The following is a 17,088-nucleotide window of genomic DNA, read 5'->3' on the forward strand; positions in this document are numbered from 1 at the left end:
AGGAAATTAAATTGCATATATTGCGTTAAATATACTCTTTCATGACTAGGCAAGGTCTCCCTTGCATTTAATATGTTTAGAAAGGAGTTTTTATGGCACGATCGCCCGTTCGCACAACGATCCAGTCGGAATCAGGCATTCCCTTTCGACTGGTATATGCAGATACGAAAGCTCCCCAGAATGAACTGCCGGATCATCTGCATGATTGGCATGAAATCATTTACGTATATCGCGGTCAAGGAACCATATTTATTGATACGGGTCTTGAAGACATGCAGGCAGGGGACTTATTCATCATTCCAGGCAGCACGGTACACCGGGCGTTGCCGGATGAGATTAATCCCGTAACCTCTTCAGCTCTGTTTTTTAGTCCCGGATTACTGACAGCAGCTGCGGGAGGGAGCGCTTCAGTCCTGCTCTCCCTGTTTGAGCGATGCCGCAGACGCAGGGTTTACAAAAGACACCTGATCCCCGAGGAACAAGTTAAAGTGACTGCATTTATTGAGGAAATTCATGACGAGTTCCAGCTGGGTAACCAGCTGAGCGCCCATGCTGCCCTGCTTCGGCTTCAATTGCTGCTCATATTTCTCGAACGTCTAGAGGATGCCGGTCCTGCCCGCTCTGTTCATTCCAATTCAGGTCCGAGCTGGCTGTCAGCCACCCTGTCCAATATTGACGATAAATTGCGCAGCGGGCTTTCCTTGTCTGAGCTCGCTCTGCAGGCAGCGGTATCCCCTGCACATTTCAGCCGGGCGTTCAAAAAATATACAGGCATGACCCTAACCGACTACGCTCTAGCCCGCCGTGTGATCATGGCGAAGGAGCATCTGCTTCGGAACGATGACACCATGGCATCTGTAGCCGATGCCTGCGGCTTTGAGAGCCTGCCTCATTTTTATCGGCAATTCAAAAAAATCACAGGTACCACCCCTGCGGCTTACCGCAGAACGATGAATGGTTGATTAGCCAAAGTGTAACATATTCTTCCATACAGCCCTTGTGGTATGATAATACGGAATAACAATGTCAGAAACGATACGTTTCTTCGGTCAGAGGAGCTTTAATTCCCATGCAAAACGAATTCAATCGCCGAAATATCGGTATCTTTGCTCACGTAGATGCAGGCAAAACAACCACAACAGAACATATGCTATATCATGGCGGCATTGTTCGCAGTCCCGGCCGGGTAGATGACGGGACGGCAGCTACGGACTCTCTGGACATCGAGAAAGAACGCGGAATTTCCGTACAGGCAGCCATGACCTCACTTACTTGGAACAATACCGTGATCGACCTCGTCGATACCCCGGGACATATCGATTTCAGCTCCGAAGTGGAACGTTCCCTGCGTGTAATGGACGGTGCCATTCTGATTTTGTCAGCCGTGGAAGGGATTCAGTCGCAGAGCGAGACCATCTGGCATGCCTTGCGTTCCCTTCGCATCCCCACCATCATTTATATCAATAAAATGGATCGGATCGGCGCATCTGCACCAGCCATTCTGGAACAGATTCGCTCCACGTTATCTCCCTTTGCATGCCCGGTACAGTCCTGCGTGATGGAGGAAGATTCATTCATCGGTGTTCATTCCTTATGGCATGATCACATGCATACGAATCAGCAAACGGTTCCCGAACTCGTGGAGATCCTTGCTGAGCTGGATGAAGACATCATGGAATCCTACATTAATGAAGTTCCCCTGCCACCAGAGCAGATCGATACGTCATTCCGCAAGCTGGTGCATCAGGGAGAAATATTTCCGGTTTGTTTTGGTGCTTCCGGGAAAGGGATCGGGGTATCTGAACTTCTTGATACGGTCACCCAGTTTCTCCCGCCTCCTGCAATCCCAGAGGATCCTGCGGTCTCGGGGGTCGTGTTCAAAATTGAACGGAACAAATCAATGGGACGAACCGCTTACGTACGTATGTACGGAGGCAGCATTCATAACCGGGACACGATCTATAACACGACCAGGGAACTGGAGGAAAAAGTGACTCAAATCCGCCAGATGGATGGTCGCAAATGGGCGGATACCGGTGCGGTACACAGCGGGCAGATTGCTGCTCTTTACGGTCTCAGCGAGACGCATGTGGGTGACATTATAGGGAGTCCGGACGCCGTTCCTCCCATGCCCCAAATGGCGGTGCCTCTGCTGACAGTACAGGTACATGGCCAGGATCCAGCACGTTATCCAGACCTTGTCGCTGCATTGCAGGAGTTAACCGATGAAGATCCGCTTCTTGACCTGCAATGGCTTCCAGAAGACCGGGAACTGCACCTCAAAGTTATGGGAACCATTCAGCTTGAGATCCTGTCGAGTTTGTTAAGCAGTCGTTTTGGACTCGATGTTGTTTTTGACCCGCCTTCTGTTATTTACAAAGAAACGCTGAGCGCTCCAGGTGAAGGATTCATTGCCTATACGATGCCTAAGCCTTGCTGGGCCATTCTTCGCTTCAAGATGGAGCCGCTGCCTCGCGGAAGCGGTCTGATCTATGAATCGACCGTTCGAACAGACCAGCTGCTGCTGCGGTATCAAAATGAAGTGCAGCGCCGGGTACCAGCGGCCCTGTCTCAGGGCATGTTCGGCTGGGAAGTCACCGACCTGCGGGTCACGCTTATTGAAGGAGAGCACCATGTCTGGCACACGCATCCACTGGACTTTGTCGTTGCCACGCCAATGGGAATCATGGATGGCCTGGCTCGTACAGGTACTACACTGCTGGAACCGCTGCTGCAATTCCGCCTGACGGTACCCGAAGAATATGGCGGCAAGGCACTAAGTGACCTCGTACATATGCGTGCAACGTTCGAAGCGCCTGTTATTGGCGGCGGGAGATGCATTGTGGAAGGACAGATTCCGCTGGCCTCCTCCATGGATTATCCGGTGAAGCTCCGCTCCGAAACCGGGGGACGCGGTGTGCTCGTCACCTCTTTTGCCGGATATCAGGATTGCCCTCCAGACGTGAAGCCCATGCGCAAGCGCAGGGGCGTGAATCCACTGGATCAATCCAAATATATTTTAAGCGTTCGTAATGCGATAACATCATAAACGGAGTTGAGCTTGTTGTGCTGATTAAATTTCTGATATTCGGACTTCTATGGCGGATTGTTGGCAATCCGTTTCTCGCTGTCCTGATTCTTCTCATTATTTTGTATTTCCTGGATCGGCGCTATGTTGGGGTCTTTCCCAGCTTCATGAAACCGATCAAACGGCTGCGCGCAATCTCACGTCTGCGTCAGCAGATTGCGATGAGTCCCAATGAAGTCTCTTCCAAGCTTGATCTCGCCAGACTTCTGATTGAACGCAAACGTTATAGCGAAGCTTATGAATTGCTCCTGGAGCTTGAACGCCCATATGAGCAATCAGCCGAATATTGGGAGGCATTGGGGACGACCGAACTTCACCTTGGCAAAACCGAAGCAGGTGAGCGTCATATCCTTCAGGCACTCGACATCAATCCAAGGGTTAAGTATGGTCAGCCTTATCTCACCCTCGCCAATGCTTTTAAGGAATCGGATCGAGACAAGGCGCTGGCATACGTACAACAATTCCAGGATATCCACTCATCCTCGAGTGAAGCTTATTATTTGCTGGGTTCAGTCTACCGTTCGCTTGAACGCACAGCAGATGCCAAGCAAGCCTATGAGCAGTCCCTGAACGTCTACCGTTCCCTGCCCAAATACAAGAAGCGCCAGGAACGCCGCTGGGCTGTCCGCAGTTGGTTCCGCAAACGCGGATTATAGAGAACCCGACTCGTGTCCGCCGGCTCTCGGGTAAAGTCCATGCCATCACAAAAGAACGCCGATTCTGTTTCAAAACAGAAATCGGCGTTCTTTTGTGTCTAATGTCAAACCAGGCACCATGCCTGTTCACGTTAATAATTTGCGTAACCGCTCCTCATTGCGATTCATCCAAAGGATCCGCTCTCTAAGCTTAATGATCTGGTTAACAGCAACATCAGGTTCATCCGTTCCTTGGAACATTCGGCTGATAAAATGCATCACCACGTCGAGACTGCGCAGCAGAATAAGCTGCGGAATGGCCAGCAATTCATCCGGCTCCAGATTCACCTGTTTTCGGAATCCGCGGATCAGTCCTTCCAGTGCATCCCACATCCATTCATCACTCTTGTCCATAGTTAGCAGGTCCGACATAGGAACAGCAAGCTCCATGACCCGCAAATCCCATGTAGCAAACTCAAAATCCAGAATAGCACAAATTCGGCCATCGTCATCCGACAATACGTTGGATGCATTCACATCCCCGTGAACCAGTTGATGAGGCAGATTGTCCATACCGTTTAGAGCATCGAACAAAGCTGGAAGCACAGGCAGCAGTTCCTGCATTTCTTCTGCACACGCCTGGAGCTCGCCCGGTGGTGATTCACACAGCTGTATCAATCGGTCTGGTGGACAGAGTGGATACGCCTGTTGAATTTGATAATAAGGCGGGTATACAGGCTCAAGAGATATTTCCAGTCCGGCTAGAGCAAAAGACAACAAACCCGCCGCATGTCCCAGTTCAACAAGCTGATCCGGCGTATTCAAGACCGGATTCTTGCCCGCACTGTACGTAAAGATAGCTGCGATTTTGTTCTGCCCCGTATTCGTATCGTGAATGGAGAGAAACGTGTGCCCATTCCCCTTCATAGCTTTGACTGGAGCAGGTACCCTTAGTTCAAAGTCCGACTCTCTCAGTGCTGATAATACATGATGCTCAAAAGCTATTTTCACAAGATCCGTATGTGTTTCGTATACTCTGAGAACGTAACGCTCGCCATCCAGTTTAAGCATGTACGTTGTGTTGTTCATCCCGCCGTATCCGCGTTCTGCTTCCCAATGGGACTGAGGCGAAAATACAGATATCACCTCCTGTATCAGCTGCCGTTCCGCATCATCTTGAGGACGTAAATAAATGTTGTGCACCGATCAAAACTCCTTCATCTGCAATATCTATATGGATCGACCAGATAAATCCTTCATTACTCCCCATCTTAACGGAAGCCCATATTGGGGTCCAGTCTAAATCAGGTATATCCATACCCAAGTCGTAATGTCCTATTGAGGTTTTTAGTTAGTCAAAAGGTTTATAACCCATACGATTGAGTTGATCTGCAATGACACGATACCCTCTTGCATTGGGATGGACCCGATCCCAGAATAACAATTCCCGTTCATGCCCTTCAAACCGGTCGTATACCTGAGCACAGGCATAGTTCCCCGCCCCTGCACCATTCAGAAAAGAATTGTACTGACGAACCCAATAAGCAGCCTCTGCGGCTTGAGGATACGGGTTGTACAATCCGATCGTTCGGACCAAATAGGCACTGTTTCCTTTTAACTGACGGATATGTCTCATGATCTGTGACACGTTACTCCGGGTATCTCCCAGCACCTGTGTCATTTTACTGGCACTTGGAATGCCTCCGCTCGCCTTAAATGTGCGAATTAGATCATTTCCGCCAATGGATATCGTAATCATGTCTGCTTCGCGCAAAGACTGTCGTACCCTCGCGTTAGAAGATACCATTTGCAACAGCTCACCTGAGGTGAGTCCGTTGACCCCCATATTATCCATGGACACAAATGTGCGAACATTCATTTCTGCCATCCTACGGTACAAAGGAACAAAACCGGTGCCCAGCAGCGCGCCTGTGCCTACCGTTAACGAGTCTCCAATGGCCGCATATCGATATACCATCACCGTCGCCCCTCTCTGCTAACTTATGACTGACTGCTATATCTATATGAAAGAACCGGAGACAAGGCGCGGGATGGTGTCCGTAGGCGCATACCTTTATTTTATGAGATGCATGTAGTCACCCAATATTAAAAACCCCCTACGAAAATATGCAACTTTTCGTAGGGGGCAATATATGATTCAGCTACATGCTAATTGTACGGTCAGATTCCGCCGAATCACTCTGATTCTTGTTGGGGAAAGGCCACCAGTTGGCACGGCCGAACATCTTCACCATGACAGGCACGAAGAAGGGCAGGAACAACAGTGAATACAGGACCAAACCACTAAGAACTACGGTAGCGATCTGCATCATGGAGAGAACACCGGATGGATACATGGCAGCAAAAGTTCCACTCAGAATAACGGCTGCCGACAGAATGACCGTACCCATGTTTTTCATAGCGTACAGCATCGCATCCTGAACCCTCATGCCTTTATTTTCATTGAAGCGATCCATTAAGAAAATACTGTAATCCACACCAAGCGCAATCAGCATCACGAATCCGAAGAATGGCGTAACCCAGCTAATGCCCGCAAAACCAAGAATATTGACGAAGATTGCTTCGGTTAAAGCCATGGATGTGAAATATGCCAGCAACAGGGAAACGATCAAATACAGCGGCATGATCACGGACCTTAAGAGCAGGACAAGAATTATAAATGTACCTGCAAGCATGAGCATAACTGTGCGGGAATAGTCGTTGTTGGAGATCTCCTGCAAATCCGCGAACGTACTTGTGACCCCGCCTACGGCAATGTCTGCTTTTTCGAGCGCACTTCCCTGTACAGCACGGTGAACCGCAGCTTCGATATCCGGTACGCGGTCAATCGCTTCAATACCATACGGGTTTTCGGCGAAAATAACATCTACCGTCATGGTCTTCCGATCTTGTGACAGATACGTATCGAATACCTGTGCGAAGTCTTCATTGCTCAATGCTTCTTCAGGTACATACCAGCCGGCCAGGTCGGAATCCGGTGATTGTTGCAGCTGTGTCAGATAATCCTGTGCGGAATCGAGACCACCGGACACCTGCTCGATTCCATCCACACTCTGATTCAGACCATCCGTTAATTGGGTCAGCTGACCACTCAGGTCCGAGAAGCCCTGCCTAATCTTCTCCTGACCTCCCTGAAGCTGGCCGAGTCCATCCTGGATGGAAGGAATCTCGCTGATCACTTTACCCTGACCATCAGCCGCCTGCTTCAGCCCCGCTTCGAGCTGTCCAATTCCTGTTACAATCTGACCCAGCCCACTAGCCAAAGCCTGTTGTCCGGATGCAGCGGAGGTGAAGCCTTCGTTGGCCTGGCTGATTCCTGCAGCAGCTTGACTCAGATTACTTTGAATCTGACCCAGCGCCCCGGCAAGCTGGGCTGTGCCTGTTCCGGTTTCGCCAAGAGTACCTTTGACACGCTGATAGTCTGCGTCCTGCAGCAGCTCAGGGTACCGTTCTTCAAGAGCAGCAAATGATTCATTCAGACTGGTCAGCGCCGTGGATATGCCTGTGAGCTGCTGTTGAAGTTCGCCGGTACCATCGCCAAGTGCAGCTACGCCTGCACCAGCCTGACGGTAAGCCTCAAGCAGCTGATTACTCGCCTGAGCCAGCTGATCAGCACTTGTTTTCGCTTGCTGCAGGCCTACTTTTAGATCACCGGCGCCTGCTGATCCGTCACGAATTCCCTTCTCAATCTGCTGGAGTCCTTCGGACAACTGGCCAATTCCCGATTGCAGCTGGGACGTACCTTTACTCAGTTCTCCCGCTCCATTTGCAGCTTCTTTGATCTGGGGTTCGTTTTTGCTTAGTTGACTGCTGGCCTCACTCAGACCATCACGAATTTTATCCAGACCCGTCTTGCCTTCACCGAGTCCGTCCGATAATGTCCCCACTTGCTGAGTCACTTCGAAATCCTTAATCTCGTCACCCGTCGGACGCGTCATGCTGCGTACCCCGGAGATTCCTGGAACCTTCTCCACTTCGCGACTGATTTTCTCGGCTACGGCCATATATTTGGCATTGTCCATCGCTTCGTCGTTCTGTATAACGATCTGACCCGGCAGGGATTCACCCGGACCGAAGCTTTCCGAGATAATATTGAACGCTTTTACCGAATCATACTTCTCACCAATCTCATCCAGACTGTTAAACGATAGTTTACCATCGTAAGTGGCCAGAAGCGGCACACAGACAGCTGCAACGATAAGTAGCGCAGCCCATGGACGTTTTAGAGAGAAGCGACCCGCTGCACCATAGATCTTGCTCTCCGCATGTTCGAGTGAACCTTTGGAAGGCCAGAACAGCTTCTTGCCCAGCACCGCCATGAAGAACGGAACAATGGTCACCAGAGCGAGCATCATTACGGCTATGCCGACAGCGACTGCCACTGCAGAGCGGTACAGCATAAACTGCGCAAAACCAATGGCGACAAAACCAACCAGCACGGCAAGAGCAGAGAAGAATACCGTTTTTCCTGCGGTCCGATAGGTTGCAATAATCGCTTCCCACGTCGTTTCATGATGTGCCAATTCTTCCTTGAACCGGCTGATGAGCAGGATACAGTAATCGGTACCAATCCCGAACATGACGGCCACCATGAAAATCTGTGTAAAGGTAGAGATCGGGAAATTCACTCCATCTACCAGGAATGCAACAATTTGCTGTGAAACAATATAGCTGATGCCCACGGTAAGCAGAGGGACAAACGGTGCTACAAACGAACGGAATACAAGGAACAAAATAAGCAAAATAAATACGACCGTAATATATTCCGATTTCTTGAGCCCCTCCTGGGAACTCTCTACCGTGTCTTCATCAATTAATCCTTTACCGGTTATGTAGTGTTCCACATTGACCGAGTCCAGCGTTGCATTAAGATCCTCTCGCATTTCCTTGACGGTACGATCCCCCTGATCAATGGAGAGGGATGTCAGGATCGTTTTTCCGTCAGCAGAGATCATTTTGTCTGACAGTTCAGGCTGTGAGAAGGGCTCCAAAATGGACAAAATGCCGAGTTCTTCTTTGTTCGACTCCAGCTGCTTCACAGCCTTTTCTGCCTCTTGTGTGCCTGTCGTACCCAAGCCATCTGCGTTGTAAAATACAAGCGCCAGCTGACTGCCCTGCTGTTCGCCTTTTTGTGCAGCGGCTTCGTCAAGGATAGCTGCTGCCTGGGTGGATGAGTACCCTTCCGGGACCGAAAACTGTCCTTTTTCCCGAATCAGTTCACTCATGTTTGGAGCTGTGAACATTAATACGGCGGCTACAACAACCCATAGCCCCATCAACCACCATCTTGCCTTCAGAATCGTTCTCATTCGTTCTCCTGTCCTCCCTCATTCGTTAGCAAGGTTGCCAGCTTCTCAAAGGATTCAATAAAATTCTGCACTTCTTCCGGCTTAAAATGAACCAGATAAGGCTCAAGAAGCTGCTGTATTTCCCGTTCAGTCTCGCGGTATACCTGACGGCCAGTATCTGTCAATGTCAGATACACCACTCTGCGATCCCGCTCATCCCCGGCCCGATGGACCAGATCCCGATCAACCAGCTTGTTGACCAGTGCCGTGATGCTGCTTTTGCCGACGCAGAGGAGCTCTGACAGATCTGATGGTGTGCAGGATGGTTTCTCCTCAATCAAACGGAGAGCACAGAACTGGTCTGTTGTCATGGTCTGCCCCACCTGTTCACGAATCCGCGTATCAAACTGTTTCGTCACCAGGAACGAGGCATCCAGATAACGGTTCACCAAACTTTTGGCATCCGGTGTATTCATGTTCTATCTCCTTTCCGTTCATATAGTTCACTTAACGAACTATTCTTCAATGAAACTATTCTATATTGAAACTATAATGCAAAGCAATACTTTATTCCTGTTATTTTCTGTTTTCACGACAAAAAAACAGGGCGTAAGGCTTAGCTCTCGGCCAAGTCATTACACCCTGTTATTTGTTTGCGTTAAGGATCTCACCATGGATGAAGCGATCCATCTCTATTCTTCGATAGAATCCTCGTCTTTTTCCAGTACACAACGGAATCGTTCCACACCTGGATATAACTCACCCAGGCTGTATACGACAAAGCCGGTATTACGATAAAATTCTACAGCTTCCTGGTCCGTTTCCGCGATCAGCTTGTCGGGATTAAACTTCTCCAGCAGCTGTGCAATCATGCCACGGCCATAGTTTTTGAATCGGTTCTCAGGCAATACCGCAATATGCTGGATCGTAATCTCGCTGTTCCCCGTTTTCTCATATCCAACCAAGCCGACTAACTGTCCTTCATCCTCATATCCATTTAGAAAAAGCTCGTCCTTATCCGCATATTGTTGCAGTACACCCCCGACTTGCTCCGGGTCCGGAAAAACCGAGTAGGACAGCAATTCCTGCACTTCCGGCTCCTGTATGCGTGATTTCAGATTAATTAACACTCCTATTCCCCCTATAGCTTGCTTGATTCCGTTATCGTATTGTAGTCGTTAGCCTGTCAAAGTTCAAGCTTCGTACCGTTTTAACTGTTCCTGAAGCGCAGAAGGGGTGCCCTGATTCACCTCAATACCAGCCATTTGATAAGCCTCCAGCAATGCGCCGCCAATGGCTGGCAGTTCGCTGGTTATGTAATGGAACTCTCTTCCTGTAGCTGAATTGTTTTGACCTAAGCCTTTCTGAACGGCAGCCTCTATATAAGAGGAAGTCAGGCAGCTTCCAGTCAGTGTGTAAGGGACCAGCTTTGATTGAAAACAGCTTCCCAGCATACGAATACCTACAACTGCTGTATCTGCTGCCGAGTCACATACTCTCATCGCTAATGGAATTTGCTGAATGGCAGCTTCAGTCACCAGAGGTGCCATCTGGCTGAATTTCCGGTTCATCGCCTGTTTATGTTCTGCAAACCCTGCTGCTCCAAGCGCTGCGAGCTCTGACACTGAACGCACATTCCAATGTGCAAGGATCTGTTCAATAAAGGATTGGTCCTCCTGCTCATATCGGCCTGCCAGAACAGAATGCACCGTATCGTAAGACAGAAAACGCGCTGCCGTCGGGGCATAATGTCCAAATTGGTCGTTTCGGAGCCAGTTTTCTTGCTCTGTTCTGGCAAGGATCAGAGACCCGGTACCACCAATCGCCACAATTCCAGGCCTACCGTTAAAGGCAGCTGTATGAGCAATATGTGTATCGTTTACGGCACTTCTTCTCCCGGAGATGCCCGTTTGGGCAAGAACACCATCGGCCCACGCGAATTCTTCATCCCGGTCCAGACCTGCCATACCCGCTTGAATGGCAGCCACTTGTTCTACCTTAATACCAGCCTGCTCCAGAGCTTCAGCAATGCCTCCGAGCACATGCTGCTCAGCATTGGAATCGTGATAACGATTGCAACCTCCTTTTTGTACATAGGACAGCAGCTGTCCATCCCCATCGGCAACAGCCACCCTAGTATGGCTCCCCCCACCATCGATGCCTATCACATATGTATTCATGCTCATCCCCCGTACTCTCATAATGAACTGCAATAACGACGGTTCCTTCTTGTAGAAGCGAGCAGTACTGCCGGGCAGCGTAACTTCATACCTCCCGGCAAGTTCTGCTATTGTTTCTGTACGGCAAAACGAAGCAGTTCGCAGCGGAACTGTGTCGGTTCTTCGTACTTTTCCTCTTCAATGGTCTGAGTTACGTGTTCCTGAAGCAGGATGTTCCAGCCGGCATATGCTTTTTCAAGCAATTCGGTGGCCTTGGCTGTAGGCAGGTTTAGTTCAATTAAAGGCTCAATTCGCCGTCCGGTGCGGATCTCCTGCTCCTCTACACTTGTGCTCATCGTGATGCAATGAATACCTCCTGTACGAGTCCCGACCTGAAGACGATTCAGCGCTTCCAGAAAAGCCTTTTCATCGGATACATGCTCTAGGCAGGAACACGCTGCAATGAAATCAAAAGTATTCGGCCTGATATCATAATGCTCCACGTCTGCCTTCTCTGCTTTCACCATATGATCCACCTGATATTTCTTCGCATATTTCCGAAGGCCTTCTACTGCTTCGTCCAGCAGATCCACACCAATAACCTCGCTGTCCGTTTGTTGCAGACGCTGTGCAATGGGAATGGTATGTCGCCCTACACCACATCCCAGATCAAGCACTCGCAGTTCCGATTTGTGAGCAAGCAAACGTTCCAGCATCTCCATCACCATCGGCATCGGTCTGGCCATCCATGTTCCGGCTGCGAATAGCTCATTATTCTGATAAAAGTTGGAATGGTAACCTGCCTCCGCTTTGCGCGCGGCCTCGAATTGTTCATTTCCCATAAGTGGCACCTCCATAATATTTAGAATTGGATTGTCAGCGTTCCTGAGACCGAAATTAGAATGATGACCCAGATGACTAACACGAGCAGGGCACCTGTGACAAGCATTTTTCCGGTGTCCCTTTTGTAAGAATCGTCATTAAATAACATTACCCCGCCAATAGCAATCGCTATCGGGGGAAGAATAATTGCGATCAGAATAAGCAGAGCTATTGAGTAGCGATCCAATAGTGCCTCTTCGTATTCTTCCATCTGTGTTGTCTCCGCAGGAACGGTCTTCATCGTAACCAGATTGCCACAGGCTTTGCATTTGAACTCGTCTTCACCCATCTCCTTTTGACAGTAAGAGCACACTCTTCGTGAACGCGGCATGCTGCACCTCCTTGTTATAAGCACCTACCTATAACTACCCAGCATCTCTAATATCTAATTCGCTCGCTGCATCGTTACCTTGTTCAGGAAGGCTTCAAGGACTTCGACATAACGGGACCGATCCACCTGAAAAGCTGTACCGTGACCTGCACGGGGAATGGTCAGCAGTTCTTTCTCCGTAGGACAAGCTTCATAAAGCCGATACACCATTTCCGTAGGGACAAAGGTATCTGCCTCCCCGTGAATAAATAAAACAGGAACCTGAACCTTGGCGAGTTGTTTGAGAGCCGATGCTTCCTCGAAGGAGTATCCTGCCTTCCATCTGGAGATTAGACTTGTCACAGGGATAAAAGGAAAAGCTGGCAATTTGTACAATTGTTTGAGCTGAAACGTAAGTTCATCCTTCACCGATGTATAGGAACAGTCCGACACGATGGCTTTTACCTGATCTGGCAGGGGCTCACCACCTGTCATAAGAACCGTTGCTCCGCCCATGGAGATCCCATGCAGCACAATGTCAGTTTTTTCCCCCGTCTGGTTGATGACCCAATGGATCCAATCAACGTAATCCTTCCGATCCAGCCAGCCGAAGCCGATGACGTCCCCTTCACTTTGACCATGAGCGCGATCATCAGGCATGAGCACGTTGCAGCCTCTTTTCTCGACATAGTACCTTGCAAAACCAGCCATTTCTCTGCCTCTCCCCGAATACCCATGCGCCAGAATTACCGTCTGACGTGATTTATCGGTTGAAGGAATCCACGTTCCCTGCAATTTTAACCCATCGTGAGATATGATGCTTACCGTTTCCCCATTCTGCATATCCAACCATTCCAGGTCTGATGCACTGCTGATCAACTCATTATCCGGTTCAGGCATTAGATTTGGATTGTCGATCAGAAATGGCTTTGGTGCTCGGCGAATAGCCGTTTTGAAAAAGTATAGTCCTCCGACCCAAGTCGAAATAAGAATGATTAGAATGAATGCCGTAATCCCGTATAGTAACATGAATGCTTCTCTCTCCTTCTCACCATCTTTTACTTCTAACACAGTTAAGATTACATGTTCTTATGTACACCCGTTTTCAGGCGAAAAAACAGGCTTGCTGCCCTAACCTATTTCGTTAAGACAGCAAACCATTTAAATGATCACTTTTTCCAAAGCTTCACAGGCTTCCTGATATGCTGGCATCAATGCATCGAGCAATGGCTCAGCCTTCCTCACCTGGCCTGTTTTGGCAAGCTCTTCAATTCTGGCAAAAAGCGTTGAACAATATTCTATTCCGAGACTCAAACTGCCGGATTTCAGATCATGGGCACATTCTGCAGCTGCAATATGATCCCCAGAGACAACGTGCCTCCGAAGCACTTCAATTTTACCAGGTGTTTCGTTACGGTACATGTCCAGCAGCATTTCAAGTATCGTCTGTTCGTCATCACTGTTCAGTTCGCCAATCTCTTTTACGATGCTCATATTCAGCACTTCTCGAGGTTCCGAGGGATGCTGCCATTTCTGTATTACATTTTTTAAGGATTCCAACGTAAACGGCTTGCCAATGAAATCATTCATGCCTGCTTCAAGGCATTTTTCTTTCTCTCCATCCAGGACATTGCCAGTCATCGCAATAATCGGAATGGCATGACGCATTTCGTCCTGCTCCATGGCCCTTATTTTACGTGTCGCTTCAAGCCCATCCATAACTGGCATCATGTTATCCATCAGAATGATTCCGTATCTTTTGCTTAGAAAGGCAGCAACAGCCTCTTCTCCGTTGGAAACAGAATCAACCTCGGTTAACCCCAGTTTCTTAAGCTGCATCAGAACAACTTGACGATTAATCAGATTATCATCTGCCAACAGGATTGGCCGCGAATAAGGTTCCTGGAGTAGAGACCCCAAGTCATGCGAGGGGCCTTCTGTCAGCGGAACTGTGGATGTAACAGGTTCGGACTTGCGGCCCAATGGGATTTCAAACCAGAACGTCGAGCCTTGTCCCTCTTGGCTATTGACTCCAATTTGTCCGCCCATTAACATGACGAGAGATTGGCATATGGACAACCCCAATCCTGTTCCCTCATACTCCTTGGAGCGTCCTTTTTCCGTCTGAACGTAAGGTTGGAATAAGGTTTTCTGATCTTCTTCGGCGATACCGATTCCCGTATCCTCTACCTCAAATCGGATCCATTGGGAGGCCTCATCTTCCTTAACAAGGACAACTCGGACGCTTATTGACCCGTCTTTAGTAAATTTGTTGGCATTTTGAATCAGGTTCATTAAAACCTGCGTAATTCGTGTGGAGTCACCTTCAAGAACCGCGAAGATTCGCGAATCACAATCCACAGACAGCTGGTTCCCATTTTGGATCACCTTGGGCTCCAGCAAACGAACAATATATTTAAGCGTAGGCTCGAGTTCTACATCTCCCATTTCAAGACGCATCTGACCTGCTTCCAGTTTGGAAAAGTCCAGTAGGTCCTGAATCAGCTTCAGCAGAAGTCTCGCTGCCTCTTGAATCACTTGAACCGAATTTTGCTGTTCTTCGGACAAGGAAGAATGTTGCAGCAGTTCCGCCATGCCCAATATTCCATTCAAGGGTGTACGAAAATCATGACTGATCACGGCTATAAACGAACTCTTGGATTCACCTGCGGATACCGCTTCTTTTCGAGCAGCCTCCAGACTTGCGTTATTTTTAGCAAGCAGACGCTGAAGTGTCACCAGTTCATTGTTCATTTCGGAGAATTCGCCAAGAATTCGCTCTTCCTGTTCCTTGCTGCGAATAATCTGATCAGATAAATGCTCAATCGTTTTGCGCAGCTTTTCGATCTCTCCAGTTTCATTAGACATTGCGTCATTCCTCTCTATTCGCGAATCATACCAACGTTGCAGTTGGCAGATTGCTGAGCCAGCAGACTTTCTGCAACGGCAATAGCCTCATCAGCTCCGGGAGCATAACCATCTGCCCCAACGGTCCTCCACAAGTCCGGATCAATGTTGAATGGATAACCTCCTACCATGATTTTCACATGCGAGGTTGGCGGGTGATTACGAATCATTTGGATAAGTTCTTTGGCAAGATGAAGATGAAATGTCATGGTCACTGAAATAGCGACCACATCTCCCTGATGGCGCTCGATCGCCTCAAGCAGGCTGCCATTGGGGACATTTGCCCCCAAATAATACGTATCCCAACCTTCCATCTCAAACACGTCAGCAAGCATACGCAAACCGATCTCATGCTGTTCACTGCCTACACATGCTGCCACCAGCTTTTTCTGCTGCGGCTCATGAATTAACCAGCGGGGATAGAGCCGTGAGATGATGGCCTGTGTGGCAGCCGTACAGAAGTGCTCCTGTGCGACACTAATCTGGCTAAGCTGCCACAAACGGCCAATCTCGTACTGGGTAGGTTGAAATATATAACGGTAAATATCACGAATGCTTGCTCCGCCTTCCAGCTCGGCTTCAATGATGCTGAATGCTTCTTGGCGTCTGCTATCCAGAAGAGCCTGCAAATAAGACTTCGCAGCTTGGCCGTATGGAAAAGATTCATTAACGAATCCTTGCGTTACCTCCAGATGCTGAGTTTGATAGATTCCCATTTCCAAATAATCTAGAACAAGTGACTTGGATGCATCGTCAAATTCTTCTTCCAACGTCTCTTTGATTAAATTCAAATTAATGGCCAGATCGTCCGCCGAAACGTTGTAACCTGCCAATAGCGTTTTTAGCCAGGATATATAATGAGTAAAAAGATTAGGACTCTTAACCAGAACACTCTCTGCCAGGTAATTCAAACTATATTGCGAATCCTGTTGGGTACGCATTCTGCCATTTTCACCAAAACGTTCAATCAAATCCGGCTGCAGCATATACTGCTTTTCCGTTATTTTATCAGCTAGCCCACCTGCTGCTTTCAGCAAGTGTTCCCCTGCTTCCTGATGGGTCATTACGTTATCCCTCCTCTTGCTGTGCAATCGTCTCAACCATCATGGAATATCCACGATATGAGTCAATTCGATCTAAGTCAGCTATTGATCGGGAAATCCTTTTATTATTCATGAACTCCAACAAGAAACGTTTCAATTGAAGCTTCATATTGAACAATTTTCCTATATTACGAGCAATACTGCAAGCCATCTAGCCAGTTTATACACCTATTTTCAAACAAAAAAAACAACCGGCCTGCGTTATGGACGCAAGTCGGTTTTCCCTTCAGCGGCAAGTCCTAGTTTCTTCAATAAGCGAATGGCATCAGCTTTCTCCGATGGCTCTAAACCTTCCATCGCATCAATAATAACCTGATGATGTCCAGGGAATATTTGGGTAAATAAATTCCTTCCCTTTTCCGTCAGTTCCGCATAGATGACACGGCGGTCTTCCTTCGATGCACGTCTAAACAGCAAATCCTTGTTTTGCAGCTTATCCACTACATAGGTAATGTTCCCGCTGGACATTAGAACTTTCTCTCCGATTTTTTGCAAGGCCTGCGGGCCTTTATGATATAACAAATCAAGTACCCCGAATTCTGTCGTATTCAGTCCATGACTCTGGATGTCACGATTGGACCTTGATGTAACGGAATTGTAAGCTCGGGCGAGAACCACGAATAATTGCAATGATAGTTCCCGATTGTCCTCCGTATTCGGCATTTCCTTAATCCTCCGTCAATTGTTTGCAAATT

15 protein-coding genes are annotated in these 17,088 nt (G+C 48.5%); 3 read left to right on the forward strand and 12 right to left on the reverse strand.

Features of this window, described 5'->3' with window-relative positions; genetic code table 11:
• The first annotated feature begins 92 nt into the window (after positions 1–92).
• The 3 genes from ABGV42_RS10250 (at position 93) to ABGV42_RS10260 (ending at position 3,744) form a co-directional block, all read left to right on the forward strand.
• Entirely contained in the window at positions 93–962 is an 870-nt protein-coding gene (locus ABGV42_RS10250; protein ID WP_347381566.1) for an AraC family transcriptional regulator, read from the forward strand.
• 107 nt (positions 963–1,069) lie between these two features.
• Positions 1,070–3,049 carry a translation factor GTPase family protein gene (locus ABGV42_RS10255; RefSeq protein ID WP_347381567.1) on the forward strand — a complete coding sequence of 660 codons (1,980 nt, stop codon included), beginning with the start codon at positions 1,070–1,072 and terminating at the stop codon, positions 3,047–3,049.
• Positions 3,050–3,066: 17 nt separating this feature from the next.
• Positions 3,067–3,744: a tetratricopeptide repeat protein gene (locus ABGV42_RS10260; protein WP_347381568.1), complete on the forward strand. Its 678-nt coding sequence runs from the start codon at positions 3,067–3,069 to the stop codon at positions 3,742–3,744.
• Positions 3,745–3,870: 126 nt separating this feature from the next.
• Here the strand turns inward: ABGV42_RS10260 and ABGV42_RS10265 are convergent, their stop codons facing one another.
• The 12 genes from ABGV42_RS10265 to ABGV42_RS10320 all read right to left on the reverse strand — a co-directional run bounded on the left by ABGV42_RS10265 (position 3,871) and on the right by ABGV42_RS10320 (position 17,056).
• Positions 3,871–4,926, reverse strand: coding sequence for a phosphotransferase (locus ABGV42_RS10265; protein ID WP_347381569.1), 1,056 nt, complete (start codon positions 4,924–4,926; stop codon positions 3,871–3,873).
• Between the two features lie 148 nt (positions 4,927–5,074).
• Complete coding sequence (locus ABGV42_RS10270; RefSeq protein ID WP_347383196.1) at positions 5,075–5,701, reverse strand: GDSL-type esterase/lipase family protein; 627 nt, start codon at positions 5,699–5,701, stop codon at positions 5,075–5,077.
• 184 nt (positions 5,702–5,885) lie between these two features.
• A complete protein-coding gene (locus ABGV42_RS10275) occupies positions 5,886–9,053 on the reverse strand; it encodes an MMPL family transporter (RefSeq protein WP_347381570.1) in 3,168 nt (1,055 codons plus the stop codon).
• Entirely contained in the window at positions 9,050–9,508 is a 459-nt protein-coding gene (locus ABGV42_RS10280) for a MarR family winged helix-turn-helix transcriptional regulator (protein WP_347381571.1), read from the reverse strand. Before ABGV42_RS10280 ends, ABGV42_RS10275 begins: the two co-directional genes overlap by 4 nt.
• Positions 9,509–9,724: 216 nt before the next feature.
• Entirely contained in the window at positions 9,725–10,162 is a 438-nt protein-coding gene (locus ABGV42_RS10285) for a GNAT family N-acetyltransferase (RefSeq protein ID WP_347381572.1), read from the reverse strand.
• A gap of 63 nt (positions 10,163–10,225) precedes the next feature.
• Entirely contained in the window at positions 10,226–11,212 is a 987-nt protein-coding gene (locus tag ABGV42_RS10290) for an N-acetylglucosamine kinase (protein ID WP_347381573.1), read from the reverse strand.
• A 107-nt stretch (positions 11,213–11,319) separates the two neighbouring features.
• Complete coding sequence (locus ABGV42_RS10295) at positions 11,320–12,033, reverse strand: class I SAM-dependent methyltransferase (protein WP_347381574.1); 714 nt, start codon at positions 12,031–12,033, stop codon at positions 11,320–11,322.
• A 20-nt stretch (positions 12,034–12,053) separates the two neighbouring features.
• Positions 12,054–12,404, reverse strand: coding sequence for a hypothetical protein (locus ABGV42_RS10300; RefSeq protein ID WP_347381575.1), 351 nt, complete (start codon positions 12,402–12,404; stop codon positions 12,054–12,056).
• A 54-nt stretch (positions 12,405–12,458) separates the two neighbouring features.
• A complete protein-coding gene (locus ABGV42_RS10305; protein ID WP_347381576.1) occupies positions 12,459–13,412 on the reverse strand; it encodes an alpha/beta hydrolase in 954 nt (317 codons plus the stop codon).
• Positions 13,413–13,544: 132 nt separating this feature from the next.
• On the reverse strand, positions 13,545–15,251 hold the full coding sequence (locus ABGV42_RS10310; RefSeq protein ID WP_347381577.1) for a hybrid sensor histidine kinase/response regulator: 1,707 nt from the start codon (positions 15,249–15,251) through the stop codon (positions 13,545–13,547).
• A 14-nt stretch (positions 15,252–15,265) separates the two neighbouring features.
• On the reverse strand, positions 15,266–16,354 hold the full coding sequence (locus tag ABGV42_RS10315; protein WP_347381578.1) for a cobalamin B12-binding domain-containing protein: 1,089 nt from the start codon (positions 16,352–16,354) through the stop codon (positions 15,266–15,268).
• A gap of 240 nt (positions 16,355–16,594) precedes the next feature.
• Entirely contained in the window at positions 16,595–17,056 is a 462-nt protein-coding gene (locus tag ABGV42_RS10320; RefSeq protein ID WP_095287899.1) for a MarR family winged helix-turn-helix transcriptional regulator, read from the reverse strand.
• Between the last annotated feature and the right edge of the window lie 32 nt (positions 17,057–17,088).

Source organism: Paenibacillus pabuli (genome assembly GCF_039831995.1).
GTDB lineage: Bacteria > Bacillota > Bacilli > Paenibacillales > Paenibacillaceae > Paenibacillus > Paenibacillus pabuli_C.